An 18674-nucleotide genomic window follows, 5' to 3' on the forward strand; every position below is an offset into this window, starting at 1 on the left:
AACACCAATACACGGATATTTCCGGTGTATACGATCATGAGTGAAATCCGATTCGCGTTTAACGCGTTACGGAGTGCCTTGCCATGTCCGTCTGCCCGATAAGGCAGACTATCGGCGGCGGTGTTTTCACATCGTTAGGTGTTGATGTAGTCACGTTGCTTTGCGGGGAGAACGGGGAGGACCGAAAATGCCCTATCTGCCACGGCATTCCACCGGCAATCGGCATCTTCCGTCCTCCGCGCTGGCCGACGACGAGCTCACCAGAGCCGGTCGGTTAGCCATGCTCACCGCCCGCCTCACCGCCTTCGGCGCCGGTGCGCTGGCGCTGTACTTCGTGGTGACCGGCGGGAACCTGGCGGGCGTCCACCCCGTCGACCAGGCCGCGGGCGCCATGGACCGCCCCACGACCGACACCCCCGGGTCGGCGCTGCCGCCGCCGAACACCGTGATCCCGGTGCCGTCGACCACCACGCCGAAGCCGGACGCGGGAGCCACGCCCTCCCACGTCCAGACCGCGGACCAGACCGGCAGGCGCAGGCCCACCGGTCCGGACCCCAAGCGCACCGGGCTGCCCGTCCCCGATGTCTCGGTGCCGAGCGTCGGCGATGCCTTCTCAACCACGGAGACCTGGCTGTTCAGCAGCACCTGGCAGTCCAGCGAGTCCACCGAGACCACCTCTCGGCAGCAGCAGACGGTCACCTCCCAGCAGACCGTGACCCAGCGCGAGGAATCGCACCTCACGATCTACTGCGAGCCGGGCTGCCCGTGCCGGATCGTGCGCGAGCAGCCCTGACCGCCTAACGCGTCAGCGCCTTCGTGGTCAGCTGGAAGACGCTCAAGTCGTAGGCCATGCCGATGTGTCCCGGCATCGCCGCGGGGTAGACGTCCTGGAGCATGATGTTCTGCACGTTGTCACCGCGCAGCCAGCTTGTTTCGTGCGGTACCACGAGGGTGTCGTACTTGCTCACGATCACCGTGTAGCGAACATCGCCGGGCGTCTCGTCCGGACCCGAGTTCAGCTCCTTGATGAATTCCGAGCCGGTGATCAGCTGCGGACACACCTTGCAGACCAGCGGCAGCACGGTCTTGTTGATCCCGGTCAACTCGCCGAGCTTGACCAGGTTCGCGAAGTCCGTGCCGTGGTTGGGCGGCGCCCAGGCCACGAAGTTGGCGACCTTCTCGGTGCCGCCGAGGTTCTTCAGGTAGTAGCGGGGCATGATCCCGCCCTCGGAATGGCCGACCAGGTCGACCTTCTCCGCGCCGGTCTTGGCGAGCACCTTGTCCACGAACCGGCGTAGCTGGTCGGCGGACTCCGGCAGCACGCGGTGCCCGCCGGACAGGCTGCTGAACGTCGTGCCGTACGTGATCGCGTAGACGCAGTAGCCCTGGGCGACAAGGTACGGCGAGAAGGAACTCCAGTGCCCGGCTGCCGGGGCGAAGAACCCGTGCAGCAGCACGACCGGCCGAGGGTGCTGCTTGCTCGGCTTGCAGTTCCAGTTGTTGGAGCCCGTGGGGGCCGGTGATTCGACTGCGGGTGGGACTTCGCTCTCGGCGGCGGGGGACGCCGTCGCCATCGGTGTCAGGGCCGCGGCCAGAGCGAGCGCGGCGAGCGCGGAGAGGGCGCGGACAGGACTGCGCACCTTGGGGCCTCCAAGTTACTCGTGAGTAAAGGATCGAGGTGTGAGGCACGCTACTCCCAACCTGGAAGATTTTCCAAGAAACTCGTCCAGTTTTTACGCGGGGGCCATCCGGAGTGCGCCTACAGTGATCGGCATGTCGCCGTCCGACCCGCAGTCGCCGAACCCGCAGCCGCCGTCCGGGCGCCGCTCCCGTCCGAGGCGGGATGCCCTGCTCAAGGCGGCTGTGGAGGTGGTCGGCGAGCGGGGTGTCGCGGGTACGACGCACCGCGCGGTAACCGAGCGGGCGGGCGTTCCGCTGGCCACCGTCAGCTACTACTTCTCCTCCATCGACGAGCTTGTCTCGGAGGCGTTGACCGCGTTCGTGGACCGCCGGGTACAGGAGATGGCCATAGCGGGACGCGGTGCCGAGGGCTCGGTATCACCGGCCGATGTCGGTTCCTGGTTCGCCGACCGGGTGCTCGAACTGCCGCTGGAGCACCGCCTGGCCTTTTACGAGGTGCTGATCAACGGTGCCCGTACCGCTGAGCTGGCGGAACCGGCCAAACACGCTCTGCACGCCTACCAGAAGGCCGCCGAGGCGGGTGTCTCCGCCGCGGGCGCTGCCGTGCAGCCCCATCAGGCCCGCGCCTTCGTCGCGCTGGGCCTCGGCTACGGCCTGCTCAAGCTGGTCGATCCGCAGGAGGACGACCACGACCAGCTCTTCGCCGCCATCCGCGACACCTTCATCGGCCAGCTTTTCGCCTCAGCCAACCCCGACGAGGTGACCTGGATGATGAACGCCAAGCCGCCGCCCGAGGACTGACGGGTGGGTGCGGCTCGTGGGGTGCCGCACCCGCCCCGGTCAGCGGCGGCGGAAGGAGAAGCGGCGGCGCTCCGCCGGGTAGTCCTCGTCGTCTTCGTTGTCGCGCCTGCCGCAGACGTCCCAGCGGACGGTGGTCAGGCCCGGCTCCAGGCTCAGCCTGCTCACCACCGCCTCCAGTTGGCGGTCGTCGCGGTTGTCGGTGACCAGGTCCGCGATCACCTCGACCTGGCCGTCGGCGGTGCGGCGGCTGGCCAGGCCGAGCAGCCGGAAGCCGGTGGCGGTCAGCGACTGCACGAGCAGCGCGCGGATGTGCGATTCGGTGTCGTCGCTGGTGATCGCGCGGAAGGTGTACTCGGTGCGGGACTCCTCGCCCGCGGTGGGCGCCCGGTCGATGAACCTGCCCAGGCTGCGCAGCCCGATGTTGGCCAGCAGGATCACCGCGGTGCCCGCCAGCGCGGGCCGGAACAGACCCGCGCCCGCCAGCGCGCCGACGGCGGCGGAGCACCACAGGGTGGCCGCCGTGTTCAGCCCGCGCACATTGAGGCCGTCGCGCAGGATCACGCCCGCGCCGAGGAAGCCGATGCCCGAGACGATCTGGGCGGCGACCCTGGTCGGGTCGGCCGATCCCGCGTCGGGCACGGCGCTGAAGCCGTGCGCGGACAGCAGCACGAACAGCGTGCTGCCGATCGCGACCAGTGCGTTGGTGCGCAGGCCCGCCATCCGGGCGCGGTACTGGCGCTCGAGGCCGATCACCGCGCCGAAGCTCGCGCCCGCGGCCAGGCGCAGCAGCATGTCCAGAGTGTTCATCGCGGATTCCCTTTCGGCTTGCGGCCGTCCGGGAACGCGAAGATCAGCGAAAGCCGGAGGGCCGGGTGATGGATGGTCGACTGTGGCTGTCGGAACTCACGCCGGTTCACCTCCTGCGGGTCGTGGTTCGCCTGGCGAGGGTAAGCGCTCGCCAGGCGTCGTGGCCAGGGTGTGTGAGGGCCCTCGCTTGGATCAGAGCACGTCGCGACGCTTGTTCGCCCACCAGCCCAGCGCGGTGAACAGGGCCGTGTAACCCAGGAACACCAGCGCGGAGACCCACCAGGTGGACACCGTGGACAGCCGGTTGAACACCGAGGTCACGCCGCCCGCCAGGAAGACGATCAGGTCGCGGTCCACCCCGCTGACCGCGTTGCCCCCGGTCACCTCGTCGATGAACAGCTGGGTGGCCAGATCGCTGAGGATGCCGCCGCCCGCGGCGTTGGGCAGGTAGGCCTGGAGATCTTGGATGCCGGAGAAGGACAGGATCGGGTTGAGGAACAGCGTCTCCACCAGCAGCACGTACACCACCAGCGTCAGCACCGCGCCGATCTGGTTGCTGATCAACGCGCCGAAGCCGACGCCGAGCAGCGTCCACAGCACCATCGAGGCGATGCCCGCCAGGCACATCGCCAGCCAGCTGCCCGCCCCGGGGAAGCCGTCGACACCGGAGCCGAGCAGCCCGCCGAGGTTGGCGAACACCACCGTGACCACGCCGTACAGCGCGCCCATTCCCGCATAGGCCACCAGCTTCGCGATCAGCACGGCGGTGCGGGACTCGGCGGTCAGATAGCTGGTGGTGATCGTCTTGTGGCGGAACTCGCCGGACACGGCGAGCGCGCCGAACACCGCGGCGAACACCGTCGCCAGGTTCATGCTGCGGGCGAAGCCGAGCAGTACCGAGGGCACCGCGCCGCCGTAGTTCTCCTGCAACTCCTCGAAGGCGCCGACGAAGGAGAAGAACCAGGTGGACAGCAGCACCAGCACCACCGGTGCGATCAGCAGGCCCCACCACAGGTTGGTGGAGAAGATCTTGCGGTACTCGGCCCTGAGCAGCCTGCCCATCAGGCCCGCTCCTCTCCGGACTCGGCGGGCCGCGCCCACTCCGAAGGCACGGGCCTGCCCAGCGGATAGCCCAGGTTGCGAGGCAGCAGCGGGTCCGGCGCCTTGGGGGAGGTGGTGAGCTGGAAGAACAACTGCTCCAGGTCGACCTGCTCGGTCTGCATGCCGAAGATCAGCACCCCGGCGTGGTGCGCGATCTCGGCGATGCGCAGGCTCTCCGCGTCGGTGATCGCCAGCCTGCCGTCCCGGGTGGACTCGATGGCGGTGATGCCTGCCGCCCGCAACGCCTCCACGAGCCGGTGCTGTTCGGCGGTCTCCACCAGCACTCTGGCCTGCCTGCCCGCGCGCAACTCGTCCAGTTCCCCGCAGTAGACGCAGTGTCCTTCGCTGACCACGACCAACTGGTCGACGGTCTGCTCGATCTCGGCGAGCAGGTGGCTGGACATCAGCACGGTGCGCCCGGTCTTGGCGAAGGCCCGCAGGAAGCCGCGCAGCCAGGAGATGCCCTCCGGGTCGAGGCCGTTGGCGGGTTCGTCCAGCACCAGCACCCGGGGGTCGCCCAGCAGGGCGGTGGCCAGCGCCAGCCGCTGCCGCATGCCCATCGAGAACCCGCCCGCCGCCCGGCGCGCCACCGCCGACAAGCCGACCAGTTCCAGCACCTGGTCGACCCGCGAGTCGGGCACGCCCATCGCGGCGGCGTAGCAGCGCAGGTGGTCGCGGGCGGTGCGGCTGCTGTGGAAGCTCTGCGCCTCCAGCACCGCGCCCACCACGGTCGCCGGGTTCGCCAGCCGGTCGTAGGGTTGTCCGCTGATCGTCGCGGTGCCCAGCGTGGGGCGCACCAGTCCCAGGATCATCCGCAGGGTGGTGGTCTTGCCCGCGCCGTTGGGTCCGAGGAAGCCGGTCACCGAGCCGGGCTCGACCGTGAAGTTCAGTCCGCGCACCGCCGTGACCGGCCCGAACTGCTTGCTCAGATCCCGGACAACGATGCGGCCGGTGCCGTCGTCGCTGCGGAGCACGCATCCTCCTGCCCATGGGGCAAAGCCTTGCCGTGCCGCCATCCTGCCGTATGGCCCTGACCGGAGGTGCGAGTAGCTCTCAGAGTTCGAAGATTCGCCGCTCGACCACGGCGGCGCGGTGGATGCGGGCGCTGTCGGTCTCCAGCCCGCCCATCGGCGGCACCGGGGGCCGTTCCTCATCCTGCGTACCCGCAGCCAGCGCCCGGTGTTCCGGCGAGGCGGACAGTTGGTCCGGTTCGGCATCGCGCCGGGTGCGGCGCAGCCGGGCCAGTGGGCTGGGCGGCTTGGTCTGGTTCTCGCCCAACAGGTGCCGGTGGGCGAGCAGCCAGATCTGGCACGGCCACCGCTTGTGTTTCCACAGCCCGGGGCAGGCCCGGCAGCGGCCGTCGCCATCGGGCTGGTGCACGGTCAACAACAGCCGCCAACCCTGGGCCAGCCGCTGCATCTCGGTGCGGGCCAACGGCAGCAATTCGCCAGGGTCCTCGGCTTCGCAGAGTTCGTCGAGTTCGGCCAGCCTGGCCATCACCGCCTGGCGGAGGATCGAGTTCCCGGCCTCGGGGCCCGTCCAGGCCCCTGCTCCGGTGCCGGGTCTCTTCCTGTTGCGGCGTGGCCACGCCATCGTGTTCCTCCTCGCGTACAGGTCAGGTCGGCCGGGGTCTGTCGGCCACCTCGCCGACCGCCTGCGCGAGTGTGGTGCGCAGTCGGTCCAGCTGTCCGGGCGACAGCACGGCTGCCTGCCCGGGTGGTGAGACGACGATCACCTGGTCGTCTTCCACCAAAACAGTGACTGAGCGATCCCGCCCGAAGGGGTCCGCGCAGTCCACCCACCACCGCGGCTCAGGCATCGCACCGGCCAAGATCATTTGGCGTGGTCGGAAGCCATTGCCGGGCTGGGATGTCGGCCGTTGGCATGGTTAGCGGTTCCACCGTGGCTTCATCGGCTCAGTGCGCGAAAACACACAGGGGAAGGTCTGAAATTCACTCGTTTGTCTGCCGCTCCGGCCACCCGTTAGGCCGATTCTGGCCAGATGTGACCCAGAAGTTGCCCCCCGGTGCCGACAACCCGGGGACCTATGGCTTAGTATTCATCTCGGCGGCTCGCTCCCGGTGACCCCCAGGCCGGTTGAGCGGGCCGCCCCTTTTCTTCCTCAACTTCTTGCCCGTCAGGGCGCTCCCCGCAGTTCTCCGCGTGCGGTGCCCGACAGCGCGGTCACCCCCTGCTCGCTCAGGCAGTCCATCGGGTTGACCGCGGGCGCGCCGGTCAGATGCGGCACCACCAGCGAGGAGCCCGCGAAGCGTCCGCTCGTCACCGAACCCGCCGCCTTGAACGTCAGCGGCCGTACCGAGGCCTGCACGCTGCCCCGGACGACGCTGGTGTCGGTGCTGCCGTCCGCCAGTTGCCACCGAACATCCACCACGCCGCTTCCGGTCGCACCGCGGCACGACCCGAACGCACCGGCACCCTCCTGTAGCGCGAACGTGCCGCCCGTGACCTTCGGCCCGCCGCCAGGCGTGTTGTCGGTGCAGGCGCCGAAGGTGCCGTTCTCGATCGTCACCGTGAACGCCCGGTCGGTGACGGTCACCCCGGGTGAGAACCGGGCGGTGACGCTGCCCTCGCAGGTCAGCAGGACGGCGGGGTCCCCGGCGGCGGGCTGGATCGAAACGGCTGCGGCGAGCGTCGCGACCAGCACCGCGAGTCGGCGAAATCCGGTGTTCACATCGGCTCCTTCACTGAGGGAAAAGGCATTCCTCATCGGGTATAACCGACATTCCGCGCGGTGTCTTTCGCTCGACCGGGCCCGTACGAGGTGATAACCCTGCGCTTAATCAAGGTTGACTAGCAGGGGTAGCGTTGCCGGGGAATGCATCCATTTCTCCTGGGGGTACAACACAAATGCGTGTCCTGTTCACCACCTCACCCGGCATCGGCCACCTCTTCCCGGTGATCTCGCTCGCCTGGGCGATGCGCGCCGCAGGCCACGAGGTGCTCGTCGCCGCGGGCGGCGATGCGGTCGGCGCCGCGGCGAAGGCCGGGCTGCCGGTCGTCGACGCCTCGCCCGACACCGACTACAGCCAGGTCTTCGGCAGGCACGGCGACAAGCTGGACCCCGAGGTGCTCAAGTCCGGTTCGGTCGACGCGCTGGACATCGTGCTGAACATGTTCGCTGACGTCTCCGAGCAGACGGTGGACCGCACTGTGGAGCTTGCCGAGCGGTGGCGGCCCGACCTTGTCGTCTACACCTCGCTGCATGGCACCGGACCGCTGGTGGCCGCCAAGCTGGGCGTGCCCGCGGTGGACCACGGCTTCGGCATCGGCCGCACCGGCGATGCCACGCCCGGCCTGCGCAAGTACATGGACGCCGCCTACCGCAGGCACGGCGTCACCGACCTGCCCGCGCGGCGGCAGTACCTGAGCGTCTCCCCGCCCAGCATCACCGAGCCGAAGCCCGGTGACTGGTCGATGCGCTACGTGCCCTACAACAGCGGTGCCGAGCTTCCGGACTGGCTGTTCGAGCCGGTCACCCGCCCCCGGGTCTGCCTCACCCTCGGCACCGTCGTGCCGATGTTCGCGGGCCTTGACCCGCTGGCCAGGCTGCTGTCGGAGGTGTCGACGCTGGACGCGGAGTTCGTATTGGCCATCGGAAAGGACGAGCGGGACAAGCTCGGCGACCTGCCGGACAACGTGCGGGCATCGGTCTGGCTGCCGCTGAGCGCCGTGCTGCCCACCTGTTCCGCTCTCGTGCAGCACGGCGGCGCGGGCAGCACCTACGCCGGCCTGGTCGCCGGCGTTCCGCAGTTGCTCACGCCGCAGGGCGCCGACCACTTCAACAACGCCGAGGCGGTGCTGCGCCGCGGCCTCGGCCACGTGAGCGCCGAGGTCACCGCGGAGGCCGTCGCCGCGCTGCTCGCCGACGGCAGCACCGTCAAGGCCGCCGCCGAGGTCCGCGACGAGATCGCGGCGATGCCCGCCCCCACCGAGATGGTCGCGAAGCTGGAGGCGTTCGCCGCCTGAAACCGCGAGTGGCAGCCGAGGTTCGGGCCTCGGCTGCCACTCACGGCGTGTCTGATCGCTCAGCCGATGACATCGGCCAAGTCGGTGAAGGGCAGGTTGTGCGCCTGCGCGACGGGGGCGTTGGTGAGCATGCCCTCGTGCACGTTCAGGCCGGGCGCCAGCGCGGCGTCCTCGCGCAGCGCCTGCTGCCAGCCCTTGCCCGCCAGCGCCACCGCGTAGGGCAGCGTGACGTTGGTCAGCGCGTAGGTGGAGGTGTGCGGCACCGCGCCGGGCATGTTGGCCACGCAGTAGAACACCGAGTTGTGCACCGGGTAGGTCGGGTCCGCGTGCGTGGTGGGGCGGGAGTCCTCGAAGCAACCGCCCTGGTCGATGGAGATGTCCACCAGCACCGAGCCGGGCTTCATCTCGGCGACGAGTGCGTTGCTGACCAGCTTGGGAGCCTTGGCGCCCGCCACCAGCACGGCGCCGATCACCAGGTCGGCCTGCCGGACGGCCTGCTCCAGCGAGTAGCGGTTGGAGGTCAGGGTGCGGATGCGGCCGTCGTAGAGGCGGTCGATCTCCCGCAGCCGGTTGACGTTGGTGTCCAGGATCTGCACGTCGGCGCCGAGACCGAGCGCGATCACCGCGGCGTTGAGGCCCGCGACGCCGCCGCCGATGACCACCACGCGGGCGGGCAGCACACCGGGCACGCCGCCCGGCAGCACGCCCCGGCCACCGGAGGGCCGCATCAGGCTGAACGCGCCGACCTGCGGGGCCAGCCTGCCCGCGACCTCGGACATGGGCGCCAGCAGCGGCAGCGAGCGGTCGGGCAACTGCACCGTCTCGTAGGCGATGGCGGTGGTGCCGGAGTCGAGCAGCGCCTTGGTCAGCGGCTCGTCGGCGGCCAAGTGCAGGTAGGTGAACAGCGTCTGGCCCTTGCGCAGCCGCGGGTACTCCTCGGCGATGGGCTCCTTGACCTTGAGCACCAGATCGCCCTCGGCCCACACGTCATCCGCGCCCGCCAGCACCTTCGCGCCCGCGGCGAGGTAGTCCTCGTCGGGGATGGAAGACCCGATTCCCGCACCAGCCTCCACGAACACGTCGTGACCCCGGCTGGCCAATTCGTGAACCCCGGCAGGGGTGAGTGCGACCCGGTACTCGTGGTTCTTGATCTCGCGAGGGACTGCGATCTTCACCGTGGTCTTCCTTCCTGTGCCGACCCCGTTGTCGGTGTCCGCCACAATCCGGCGGACGAGTGATTGCCTACAACTGTGTGGCAGCCAACCCCCACTGTCATCATCCCCCCGGCACAACCCAACCGCCCTATGCTTGTTCCCATAGCACCAACACCGGGCTGGGAGTTCAGCGCCAGCGGAGGCCGATGAGCTGGGCTAACAGCGCCAAGCGCGTGTCGGGGTCGTCCATGTTGGCCTCGGTGAGCTCGCCAAGGCGCCTCACGCGGTAGCGGAACGTGTTGGGGTGGATGCCCAGGGCCCTGCTGGCGGCCCTGGGGTCGCCGGGGTGGCGGAGCCACTCGTAGAGGGTGTCGACGTAGGCGGTGCCCTCGGCTTGGTCGTGGGCGGCGAGCAGGCCGATGGGGCCGAGTTCGGTGATGCCTGCGCGGGCGGTGGCCGCGGCGGCGCGGTGCAGTGCCAGCGCGGGCCAGACCGATTCGTAGCTGACCACGCGGTCGGTGATCAGCCCGGAGCGGAGCAGGCCGATGGTCTCGTCGGCCTGATCGCGGGAGCCCGCCAAGTCAGTGAGCGCGACGGCGGAGCCCGCGGCCACCAGCGGTCCTGGGAAGCCCTGTTCGGCCGAGGTCATGGCGAGGGCGTCGCGCAGCGCGGGCCAGCTTGCCGCGCCGCCGCGGTCGGGGACCACCGCGTAGAGCACCCCGTCGAGGTCGGCGACGGCGGGCCTGCGGCCGATGCCCTTGGTGAGCTGCTCCCACAGCGCCAGCCGGGCGCCCTCGGCGCCGACCGAGTCCTCGATGGCGGTGTCGATGGCCACCACCCGGTAGCTGCCCTGTTCCAGGCCAAGCTCGGCCGCGGCGGCGCGGGAGCCCTCCTGCCCGGTGAGCAGCACCGTGAGCAGTTCGGCCGAGCGGCGACGCTCGGCGTCGGCCCGTGCCCGCCAGCGCAGCAGGTGCAGCGCCACCACCGGGCCGGTGTCGGCGAAGGCGGCCGCGCGTTCCGGCGGGACCGGCCCCGCCACCACCGCCCACATCGAGCCGAGCAGTTCGCCGCCCATCCGGATCGGCACGATCAGCCGCGGCAGCGTGCCGTCGGCCTGGGCGGGCACGAAGATCGTCGACCCGCCGCGGGACAGCTCGCGGAACACCCCTCGGGAGCGGAAGCGCGCCAGCACGTCGCCTGGCACCCGGCGTCCCATGATCGTGGAGATGCGGGCGGGGTCGGTGCGGTCCTGCCGGGACGAGTAGGCGATCACCCTGGAATGCGCGTCCTCGATGGTCACCGGCGCGTCCACCACCGCCGCGATCGCGTCGGCCAGCCGGAACAGGTCGCTCATCCCCGCGGCGGGCACCGATTCGCCCGCGGGAACGGTGTTGGGCTCGTCGGCGGCCGCGGCGTCGAGCACCGCCCGCAGCAGCCACACCAACTGCGCCCACGCCGTGCCGGACTGCACCTCGACCAGCGCCACCCCCGCTCGCCGGGCGGACTCCAGGACCGGGGTCTCCGCGGCCTGCGGCGGTTTCAGCAGCACCGCGGCGGCCCCGCAGGCGCCGCAGTGCCGGACGAGTTCGGTGGCGGCCTCCACCGAGTCGACGGCGACGCCGAGGACGAGGTCACCGGCCGCGGCGGGGGTCCGCCGTCCCGGTTCCGCGATCACCACGTCCGTCACCTGGGTGGCCGGGCCCGATACCAGGACGGCACGCAGCAGCGCTGGACCCACCCTGTCCACCACCGCGTGCACGCTGACCACAGCCACCCTCCACCCTGTTTCGCCCCCGCCCTGCCGGAAAGCCCCGCCACTCCTTGTCGTCGCCGGGTCACTGCCCGAGTTCACAGTCCACGGTAAGCGGTATCGTCCGCAGGCCGTCGCACGTTGCGCCCGTGCGTGATAAAGTACGGCTGTGCTAAATAAACGGGGGAGCACGGTGGCTGCGCCGGTCACACCAACACCGGCTGCGCCTTCCGGGCGTATCGCATTGCTGGACGTTCTGCGCGGGGTCGCGATCCTGGGCACCTTGGGCACCAACATCTGGATCTTCGCCAACCCGGCGGGGATCATCGGCCTGCTCAACGGGGACTTCGACGGCGGCAGGGGCGACGGCCAGCTGACCAAGGTGCTGTTGTTCTTCGCCAACGGCAAATCGCTGTCGATGCTGACGATCCTGTTCGGCGTCGGCGTGGAGATCCAGCGCCGCTCGGCCCTACGTCGGGGGCGGGCCTGGCCGGGCTGGTACCTCTGGCGGGCCGCGCTGCTGCTGCTCGACGGCTTCCTGCACTACATGCTGGTCGTCGAGTTCGACGTGCTGATGGGGTACGCGGTCACCTCGATGGTGGTGGCCTACCTGGTGCTCACCAGCGAGAAGGCCCAGCGTCGCTGGATGATCTGGCTCGGCTCGGCGCATCTGGCGTTCGTCTCGCTGATCAGCCTGGCCGCGCTGGTGGCCCCTGGCGGCGAGACCGGGCTGTCCTTCAATGACGAGGGCCTCTACACCAGCGGAAGCTGGCTGGACCAGGTCCAGTCCCGCTGGGACAACATGCTGCTGTTCCGCGCCGAGTCGATCTTCATCATTCCGCTGGGCATCGCGATGTTCCTGTTGGGCGCCAAGCTGTTTCGCGCGGGCGTCTTTGGCACCGACGCCGAGGCCCGCCGCAAGCGCACCAAGCTGGCCTGGTGGGGACTGGGCATCGGGCTACCGCTGAACGTGCTCACCACGGCGGTGGGCGGCTCCCTCGCCCTGGCCGACCGCTATATCGCGCCGCCGATCGTGGCCATCGGGCTGATCGGGCTGATCGGCAACCTGGTCGGCCGCCGCAGCGAGGGCAGGCCGGGCTGGCTGGGCACCCAGCTTTCCTACGTCGGCCGGATGGCGTTGACCTGCTACATCCTGCAGAACATCGTCGGCAGCGTGCTGGGCTACGGCTGGGGCTTCGGGCTCAACACCAGGCTCGACCCCTACGGCGTGTGGGGCACGGTCGGCATGTACCTGTTCATCGCCGCCCTGATGGTCGTGGTTTCCCGGCTGTGGCTCTCGCGCTTCACGCAGGGCCCGGTGGAGGCCGTCTGGAAGTGGGCCTACGAGGCCCCGCAGGGCCTGTTCCGCAGGCCTGATCAACCTGCCGTTACTACGAAAAGCGACTAACTGACTGCTCCGAGTGGTGCACAGCGTGAGTTACCGTAATCGGTAGCGAGCCCCGGCGTATTTTCCGTCGGGGCACACCACCACAAGGACGTGGAGCACCAGTGGCCATCAGCGTCTTCGACCTGCTCGGGGTCGGAATCGGACCGTCCAGTTCACACACCGTCGGCCCGATGCGGGCGGCGGCCACCTTCGTGAACGGCCTCAAGGCGGACGGGGTGCTCACGCATACCGCCAAGGTGAAGGCGGAGCTGTTCGGTTCGCTCGGCGCCACCGGGCACGGCCACGGCAGCGACCGCGCGGTGCTGCTCGGCCTGGAGGGCGAGGACCCGGAGACCGTCGACACCCAGTCGGTGGACGCGCGGGTGGCGGCGATCAAGGCCGCCAAGCGGCTCTCGCTGATCGGCTCGCACCCCATCGCCTTCGACCCGGACACCCACCTCGTGTTGCACCGCCGCAAGTCGCTTCCGTTCCACCCCAACGGGATGACCTTCGCCGCCTTCGACGCGAGCGGCGCCGTGCTGAGGTCCAGGACCTACTACTCGGTCGGCGGCGGCTTCGTGGTGGACGAGACCGCTGCGGGCGCCGACCGGATCAAGCCCGACGACACCAAGCTGCGCTACCCGTTCCGCAGCGGCGACGAACTGCTCGCGTTGACCCGCGAGACCGGGCTGTCCATCAGCGACATCATGCTCGCCAACGAGCAGTCCTGGCGCAGCGAGCAGGAGATCCGGGACGGGCTGCTGCACGTCTGGCAGGTCATGCAGGACTGCGTCCGCCGCGGCTGCGAGCGGGAGGGCGTGCTGCCGGGGGGCCTGAAGGTGCAGCGCCGCGCCGCCGAACTGCACCGCTCACTGATGAGCGAGCACTACGCCACCGACCCGCTGCGGGTGATGGACTGGGTGAGCCTGTTCGCGCTGGCCGTCAACGAGGAGAACGCCGCGGGCGGGCGGGTCGTCACCGCCCCCACCAACGGCGCGGCGGGCATCGTGCCCGCCGTCCTGCACTACTACGCGCGTTTCGTGCCCGGCTCAGGCGACGATGGCGTGGTGCGGTTCCTGCTGGCCGCGGGCGCGGTCGGGGTGCTGTTCAAGGAGAACGCCTCGATCTCCGGCGCCGAGGTCGGCTGCCAGGGCGAGGTCGGCTCGGCCTGTTCGATGGCAGCCGCGGGATTGGCCGAGGTGCTCGGCGGCAACCCCGCACAGGTGGAGAACGCCGCCGAGATCGCCATGGAGCACAACCTCGGCCTGACCTGCGACCCCATCGGCGGCCTGGTGCAGATCCCGTGCATCGAGCGCAACGCGGTGGCCTCGATCAAGGCGATCACCGCCGCCAGGATGGCGATGCGGGGCGACGGCAGTCACTTCGTGTCGTTGGACAAGGTCATCAAGACCATGCGCGAGACCGGGCGCGATATGAAGATCAAGTACAAGGAGACGGCACGCGGCGGTCTCGCCGTCAACGTCATCGAGTGCTGACCGCCATGCGGTGACTGGGGGACTGGGGTGCGGATACTGATCACCGCGGCGGGATCGCGGGGCGATGTCGCGCCATACACCGGGCTGGGTGCGCGGCTGGCGGGCGCGGGTCATGAGGTGACCATCGCCGCACACCCGCCGTTCGCTGACCTGGTGCACGCGGCGGGCCTGGGGTTCCGGCCGGTGGCGGGCGACCCGAAGGTGCTGATCCCGCCGGTGCGCGGCGGCCGCACCCCCAAGGCGCTGTCCGCCAGGGCCGCGCGGGTGGGCGACTACCTGTGCACGGCGGCCCGCGGTCTGCTGGACGCCGCCGAGTCCGGCACGGACCTGGTGCTGCAGAACGGAACCGTGCCCTTCGGCCACCACATCGCGGAGGGCCTCGGCGTGCCCAGCATCGGCGTCAACCTCCAACCGCTGGACGGCACCGGCGAGTTCCCGCCGATCATGCTGAACTCGCCCGGTTCGCTCGGCCGCTGGGGCAACCGGGCCCTCTACCGGGTCGCGGCGCACGCCATGACCCCGCTGAACCGGGCTGTCGACGAGTTGCGCAGCGAACTCGGCCTGCCCGGCATCGACCCCGGCGCGTTGATCCGCAGGCAGGAGGAGCGGCGCTGGCCGGTCTACCACGGCTTCAGCCCGGCCGTCCTGCCAAGGCCCGCCGACTGGCGCCCCGGCCTTGAGGTGAGCGGCTACTGGTGGCCGCGCTCCGACGAGACCTGGCAGCCGCCCGCCGACCTGGTGGACTTCCTGGCCGCGGGCCCGCCGCCGGTGTTCGTCGGCTTCGGCAGCATGGTGCTCGACGACACCGCCGCGCTGGCCGAACTGGTCGTGACCGCGTTGCGGACCGCCGGGCTGCGGGGCGTCCTGCAAAGCGGCTGGACCGACCTGAACGCGACCGGTGAGGACATGCTGACCATCGGCGACGCGCCCCACGAGTGGCTGTTCCCGCGGATGGCCGCGGTGGTCCACCACTGCGGCGCGGGCACCACCGCCGCGTCCGTCCGTGCCGGTGTGCCGGTAGTGGGAGTCCCGCTGTTCGCCGACCAGCCTCTGTGGGCCCGACGCCTGCACGCCGTGGGCATGGCCGCGGTCCCGATCCCGTTCCGCAAGCTCACCGCAGCCCGCCTGGCGACCGCTATCGAGCACGTAACCAACGACGAGTCCGTCAAGCTGCGGGCGAAGACCCTCGCCGACCAAGTAGCCGCCGAAGACGGCGCCGCCGTAGTAGTGCGCGCAGTATCCGCGCTGACGCCCTGAACCGGGCAATCTCGGATTTAGTGTCCTAATACCGATCTGTGACGCTGTTTTCCCGGATTGAGGACACTAAATCGGGGGGTTGAGGTCCGCCTGCGCAGCGGCGCGAACGCTGGGGTCAGGGCGGTCGCAGTCGGGGAACCTGCGGAAACCGGCCGTGCGCAGGCGGGGTGGCCCTCACATGGTGCTACCGGGTGGGATCAGAACTTGTAGACGTTCGCCGTATCAGCGCGCATGGCGCAGGCGTTGGAGTAGGTGGCGCTGTGGTTGATGTTGCGGCCGTGCCACACGCCGCTGGCGGTGACGGTGACCGGGCGGAGTTCGAGGGTGCAGAAGGTGGTGCCCTTGTCCTCGGCCAGCTTGTTGAAGTCGCCGCCCGCCCTGGCGATGTCCGCGCAGGCATCATCGGTCTGCGGGTGCGTGCTGCCGAGGTCCTGACAGGTCAGCGTGGCGATGCGGGCCGTCTCGTCGATGGGCTGAATCGTCAGGGTCAACAGCGAGTTGACCGGCTCCAGAGGCTGGGGCGTCGGGATTGCCGCCGCCGCTGCCGTCGCCGGAACCACGGCCGCACCGATAAGCGCGGCGCCCGCGGTTAAGCGGGACGCGAGTGATCGAGTTCGCATGGGAGCTTCCTATATCCGTTCTATTACAGAAGGGCCACGCTCGGTTTATCGGCTCGAGACACTCCTGCGGGAGGGCGGCAAACAAAGACCACTCGTAAGTGGATCACCCATGTGGGTGTTGATCACGCTCCGCTGTTGACAATGTTGATCTTAACTGTCAAAGGCGGCGAACCCGGCGATCAAGGGGCAATCGCCGGGCCCGCCGCCCCACCGCCCGAGCGGTGGTTCTACAGCTTGGCGAGCACGAAGCGTTTCATCGCCTCCATGCCGTTGATGTTGGGGTGGATCGGGAACGCGGCGCGGGTGGGGATCACGCCTTCCATCCACTTGTCCGCCTGGGAGGCGCAGGCGTCATGGCCCAGGCTCGGACCGTAGGTGTCCACGTGGACCGCGCCCGCGTCCGCCGCCACCTTCTTGACCATGCCGTTGAGCGCCTGGTGCACCTTGTTCAGGTACACCACGTCACCCGCGGCGATCGGCACGATCGGGTAGCAGCCCTGGGTCGGCGGCAGGATGCGCAGGTAGTCCAGGAAGACGATCTTCGCCTTGGGTGAGCGCTTCTTGATGCCGTCCACCACCGCGCGCACCTTGGGCTCGGTCAGCGCGACGTTCTCCAGGTTCTTGTCCCTGCCGCTCGCGGTGAACTGCTTCTCGCACGGGTTGCCCATCGGGTTGGTGCTGCTGAGCAGCGCGCAGGTCACCGCGATCTGCGCGAAGCCGATGTCATTGCCGCCGATGGTCAGTGTGACCAGATCGGTGTCGGCCTTCAGCGCGTTGAACTGCGGCGGGTTGCGCTGGATCGGGATGCCCGGGATGGGCACGCTCTGCGGCTGCGTCATGTGCTCGGTCTGCGCGGCCCCGCAGCTCACGTCGGTGAACTTCGCGGGCTTGAGCGCCTGGTTGAGCAGGTGCGGGTAGTTGCGCAGCGACCGCGCACAGCCCAGCAGCGAGAAGTCCGGCGGCGGGATGAACGGGCCGGAGGTGAACGAGTCGCCCAGCGCGACGTAGTGCTTGAAGGCAGGCGCCGCGGCCGCGGGTGCGGCGGTGAAGCCGAGCCCGAGGACGGCGCACAGGGCGAGCAGGGTCGCGGGCAGCGGCGGGCGGCGACGCGCCCGTTGGGCGGTGAACGGCATGAACACCTCATCCGTCGAAAGCAGGCATTCGCGCAACGAGCGCTCTAGTGTTATACAGCTCACACGCGCGCCCCTGATAGCTCCGCACGCGTGTCGGCTTTGCGACTCACCCACTTGACACTTGCCGGTGATCTCAACACGATCGCGGCGTGAACGAGCCGGGGGAGTTCTTGTCACTGTCGGAGCAGTACGCCGAGGTGGCGCGGCAGTACGCGGGCACCCGCCCGGCCGCGGCGGTGGCCGCCATGAACGAGGCCTTCGCCGCGATCGCGGCCAGGGGAGAAGTGCCCGGCCTCACACTGGGCGAGCAGGCGCCGGACTTCGCACTGCCCGATGCGGCTGGTCACCTGGTCCGGCTCGCCGACCGGCTGACCGGTCCGGTGGTGCTGATCTTCTACCGGGGCTCCTGGTGCCCCTACTGCAACCTCCAACTGCGCGCTTACCAGGCGCTGCTGCCCGCCTTCACCGAGGCGGGCGCCCGGCTGATCGCGATCTCGCCCCAGCTACCCGACGACACCGCCGAGACCGCCGACCGGCACGGCCTCGGCTTCGACGTGCTCAGCGACGCCGAGCAGCGGGTGATCGCGGCCTACCGCGTCCGCTACCGGGTGCCCGCGGCGGTCGTGCCGCTGCTGTTCGACGCCACCCAGGCCGCCCTGGCCCGTCAGCAGCCCGACGGCGACTGGAGCCTGCCGGTGTCGGCCACCTTCGTGTTGTCCCAGGACGGCGTGGTCGTCGCACGTCACGTCGAGATGAACCACCGCACGCGGATGGAGCCCGCCGAGGCCCTGCGCATCGTGCGCGTGTTCAGCGACTGACCTCACGGTCGACGCGGCTGCGGATCACCTCGTTGACCGCCTGCTGGAAGCCGGTGACCAGTACCTGGATGGTGAGCGGGCGAAGCTGGGCGAGCAGGTCGCGGACGCGGTCCCGCTCGTCGGGCTGGTGGCCGTGCCGGTGGTAGGGGCGCAGCACGTGCTCCAGGAACAGCTCCTGCAGATCCGCGGCGATATCGCGGGTGTGCCGGGTGACGATGTCGCGGGCCTTGGCCATCATGTCCAGCGGCAGGTCCAGGTCCAGCAGCTGGAGATACATCGACAGCGTGGTCGGGGCGTGCAGCAGGATGCGGTCGCCGTCCTGTCGGCTGAACGCGCCCAGGGCGGCAAGCTGCTCCAGCTTCTCCGGGGTCAGCTTCCGACCGGCCCGCCGCTCCAGCTCCGCCAGGTCGATCTCCTCGCTGGAATCGCTGGTCCACGGCGTGAGCAGCGCCCCGCGCAGCAGCAGGTCCTCCGAGGTGGTGCCCGCCGGGATGTCGGCCATGTGCTTCTCGATGGCGGCCAGCGTGAAACCCAGCGCCTGAAGCTGGCGGATCAGCTCCAGCCTGGAGATGTGTTCGGCCCCGTAGAGGCCGACCCGGCCGCGCAGGCGCGGGGAGGGCAGCAGGCCCCGTCCGGTGTAGAAGCGCACCGTGCGCACCGTGACCCCGGCGCGAGCCGCCAGTTCGTCGACGGTGAGCTCCTCTTCCGCGGCGTCGAGCATG

The 18674-nt window shown here is 69.8% G+C and carries 19 protein-coding genes; 7 read left to right on the forward strand and 12 right to left on the reverse strand.

The annotated features are described in order from the left end of the window. Positions 1-187: 187 nt before the first annotated feature. Positions 188-793, forward strand: a complete 606-nt coding sequence (locus ACU6XJ_RS15105; RefSeq protein ID WP_476311357.1) for a hypothetical protein — start codon at positions 188-190, stop codon at positions 791-793. Positions 794-797: 4 nt separating this feature from the next. Here ACU6XJ_RS15105 and ACU6XJ_RS15110 read toward each other — a convergent pair whose 3' ends face one another. Continuing rightward, positions 798-1640, reverse strand: a complete 843-nt coding sequence (locus ACU6XJ_RS15110; RefSeq protein WP_476311360.1) for an esterase/lipase family protein — start codon at positions 1638-1640, stop codon at positions 798-800. A gap of 133 nt (positions 1641-1773) precedes the next feature. Here ACU6XJ_RS15110 and ACU6XJ_RS15115 point away from each other — a divergent pair, with 133 nt between their 5' ends. Next, the gene (locus tag ACU6XJ_RS15115; RefSeq protein WP_476311363.1) at positions 1774-2442 is read left to right on the forward strand and encodes a TetR/AcrR family transcriptional regulator; all 669 of its coding nucleotides are present in this window, start codon (positions 1774-1776) and stop codon (positions 2440-2442) included. 39 nt (positions 2443-2481) lie between these two features. Here the strand turns inward: ACU6XJ_RS15115 and ACU6XJ_RS15120 are convergent, their stop codons facing one another. The 6 genes from ACU6XJ_RS15120 to ACU6XJ_RS15145 form a co-directional block, all read right to left on the reverse strand. Further along, complete coding sequence (locus ACU6XJ_RS15120) at positions 2482-3249, reverse strand: MgtC/SapB family protein (RefSeq protein ID WP_476311366.1); 768 nt, start codon at positions 3247-3249, stop codon at positions 2482-2484. A gap of 192 nt (positions 3250-3441) precedes the next feature. After that, a complete protein-coding gene (locus ACU6XJ_RS15125; RefSeq protein WP_476311369.1) occupies positions 3442-4311 on the reverse strand; it encodes an ABC transporter permease in 870 nt (289 codons plus the stop codon). Continuing rightward, positions 4311-5324, reverse strand: a complete 1014-nt coding sequence (locus ACU6XJ_RS15130; protein ID WP_476311372.1) for an ABC transporter ATP-binding protein — start codon at positions 5322-5324, stop codon at positions 4311-4313. Before ACU6XJ_RS15130 ends, ACU6XJ_RS15125 begins: the two co-directional genes overlap by 1 nt. Before the next feature lie 79 nt (positions 5325-5403). Beyond that, a complete protein-coding gene (locus ACU6XJ_RS15135) occupies positions 5404-5943 on the reverse strand; it encodes a hypothetical protein (RefSeq protein WP_476311375.1) in 540 nt (179 codons plus the stop codon). A gap of 22 nt (positions 5944-5965) precedes the next feature. Then, on the reverse strand, positions 5966-6100 hold the full coding sequence (locus ACU6XJ_RS15140; RefSeq protein ID WP_476311377.1) for a hypothetical protein: 135 nt from the start codon (positions 6098-6100) through the stop codon (positions 5966-5968). 387 nt (positions 6101-6487) lie between these two features. Next, positions 6488-7042, reverse strand: coding sequence for a hypothetical protein (locus ACU6XJ_RS15145; protein ID WP_476311380.1), 555 nt, complete (start codon positions 7040-7042; stop codon positions 6488-6490). Between the two features lie 176 nt (positions 7043-7218). On the opposite strand from ACU6XJ_RS15145, the gene ACU6XJ_RS15150 reads away from it, so the two are divergent. Then, positions 7219-8337 (forward strand): nucleotide disphospho-sugar-binding domain-containing protein, encoded by a 1119-nt coding sequence (locus tag ACU6XJ_RS15150; RefSeq protein WP_476311383.1) that lies wholly within the window; start codon positions 7219-7221, stop codon positions 8335-8337. A gap of 59 nt (positions 8338-8396) precedes the next feature. On the opposite strand, the gene ald is transcribed toward ACU6XJ_RS15150, so the two are convergent. Next, on the reverse strand, positions 8397-9512 hold the full coding sequence (ald, locus tag ACU6XJ_RS15155; RefSeq protein ID WP_476311386.1) for an alanine dehydrogenase: 1116 nt from the start codon (positions 9510-9512) through the stop codon (positions 8397-8399). A 166-nt stretch (positions 9513-9678) separates the two neighbouring features. Next, the gene (locus tag ACU6XJ_RS15160; protein ID WP_476314032.1) at positions 9679-11259 is read right to left on the reverse strand and encodes a PucR family transcriptional regulator; all 1581 of its coding nucleotides are present in this window, start codon (positions 11257-11259) and stop codon (positions 9679-9681) included. Between the two features lie 226 nt (positions 11260-11485). Here ACU6XJ_RS15160 and ACU6XJ_RS15165 point away from each other — a divergent pair, with 226 nt between their 5' ends. The 3 genes from ACU6XJ_RS15165 (at position 11486) to ACU6XJ_RS15175 (ending at position 15381) form a co-directional block, all read left to right on the forward strand. Next, a complete protein-coding gene (locus ACU6XJ_RS15165) occupies positions 11486-12649 on the forward strand; it encodes a DUF418 domain-containing protein (protein ID WP_476311389.1) in 1164 nt (387 codons plus the stop codon). A gap of 101 nt (positions 12650-12750) precedes the next feature. Continuing rightward, positions 12751-14124, forward strand: a complete 1374-nt coding sequence (locus tag ACU6XJ_RS15170) for an L-serine ammonia-lyase (RefSeq protein WP_476311391.1) — start codon at positions 12751-12753, stop codon at positions 14122-14124. Positions 14125-14151: 27 nt separating this feature from the next. Then, complete coding sequence (locus ACU6XJ_RS15175; protein ID WP_476311393.1) at positions 14152-15381, forward strand: glycosyltransferase; 1230 nt, start codon at positions 14152-14154, stop codon at positions 15379-15381. 197 nt (positions 15382-15578) lie between these two features. Here the strand turns inward: ACU6XJ_RS15175 and ACU6XJ_RS15180 are convergent, their stop codons facing one another. Together ACU6XJ_RS15180 and ACU6XJ_RS15185 are read right to left on the reverse strand one after the other, a co-directional pair. Further along, positions 15579-16001 (reverse strand): SSI family serine proteinase inhibitor, encoded by a 423-nt coding sequence (locus ACU6XJ_RS15180; RefSeq protein WP_476311395.1) that lies wholly within the window; start codon positions 15999-16001, stop codon positions 15579-15581. Between the two features lie 227 nt (positions 16002-16228). Next, complete coding sequence (locus tag ACU6XJ_RS15185) at positions 16229-17134, reverse strand: SGNH/GDSL hydrolase family protein (protein ID WP_476311398.1); 906 nt, start codon at positions 17132-17134, stop codon at positions 16229-16231. A gap of 149 nt (positions 17135-17283) precedes the next feature. On the opposite strand from ACU6XJ_RS15185, the gene ACU6XJ_RS15190 reads away from it, so the two are divergent. Beyond that, complete coding sequence (locus tag ACU6XJ_RS15190) at positions 17284-17952, forward strand: peroxiredoxin-like family protein (RefSeq protein ID WP_476311400.1); 669 nt, start codon at positions 17284-17286, stop codon at positions 17950-17952. Here ACU6XJ_RS15190 and ACU6XJ_RS15195 read toward each other — a convergent pair. Further along, the gene (locus ACU6XJ_RS15195) at positions 17942-18673 is read right to left on the reverse strand and encodes a MerR family transcriptional regulator (protein WP_476311402.1); all 732 of its coding nucleotides are present in this window, start codon (positions 18671-18673) and stop codon (positions 17942-17944) included. The genes ACU6XJ_RS15190 and ACU6XJ_RS15195 overlap by 11 nt on opposite strands. Position 18674 lies beyond the last annotated feature (1 nt).

This window comes from Actinorectispora metalli (assembly GCF_056323685.1).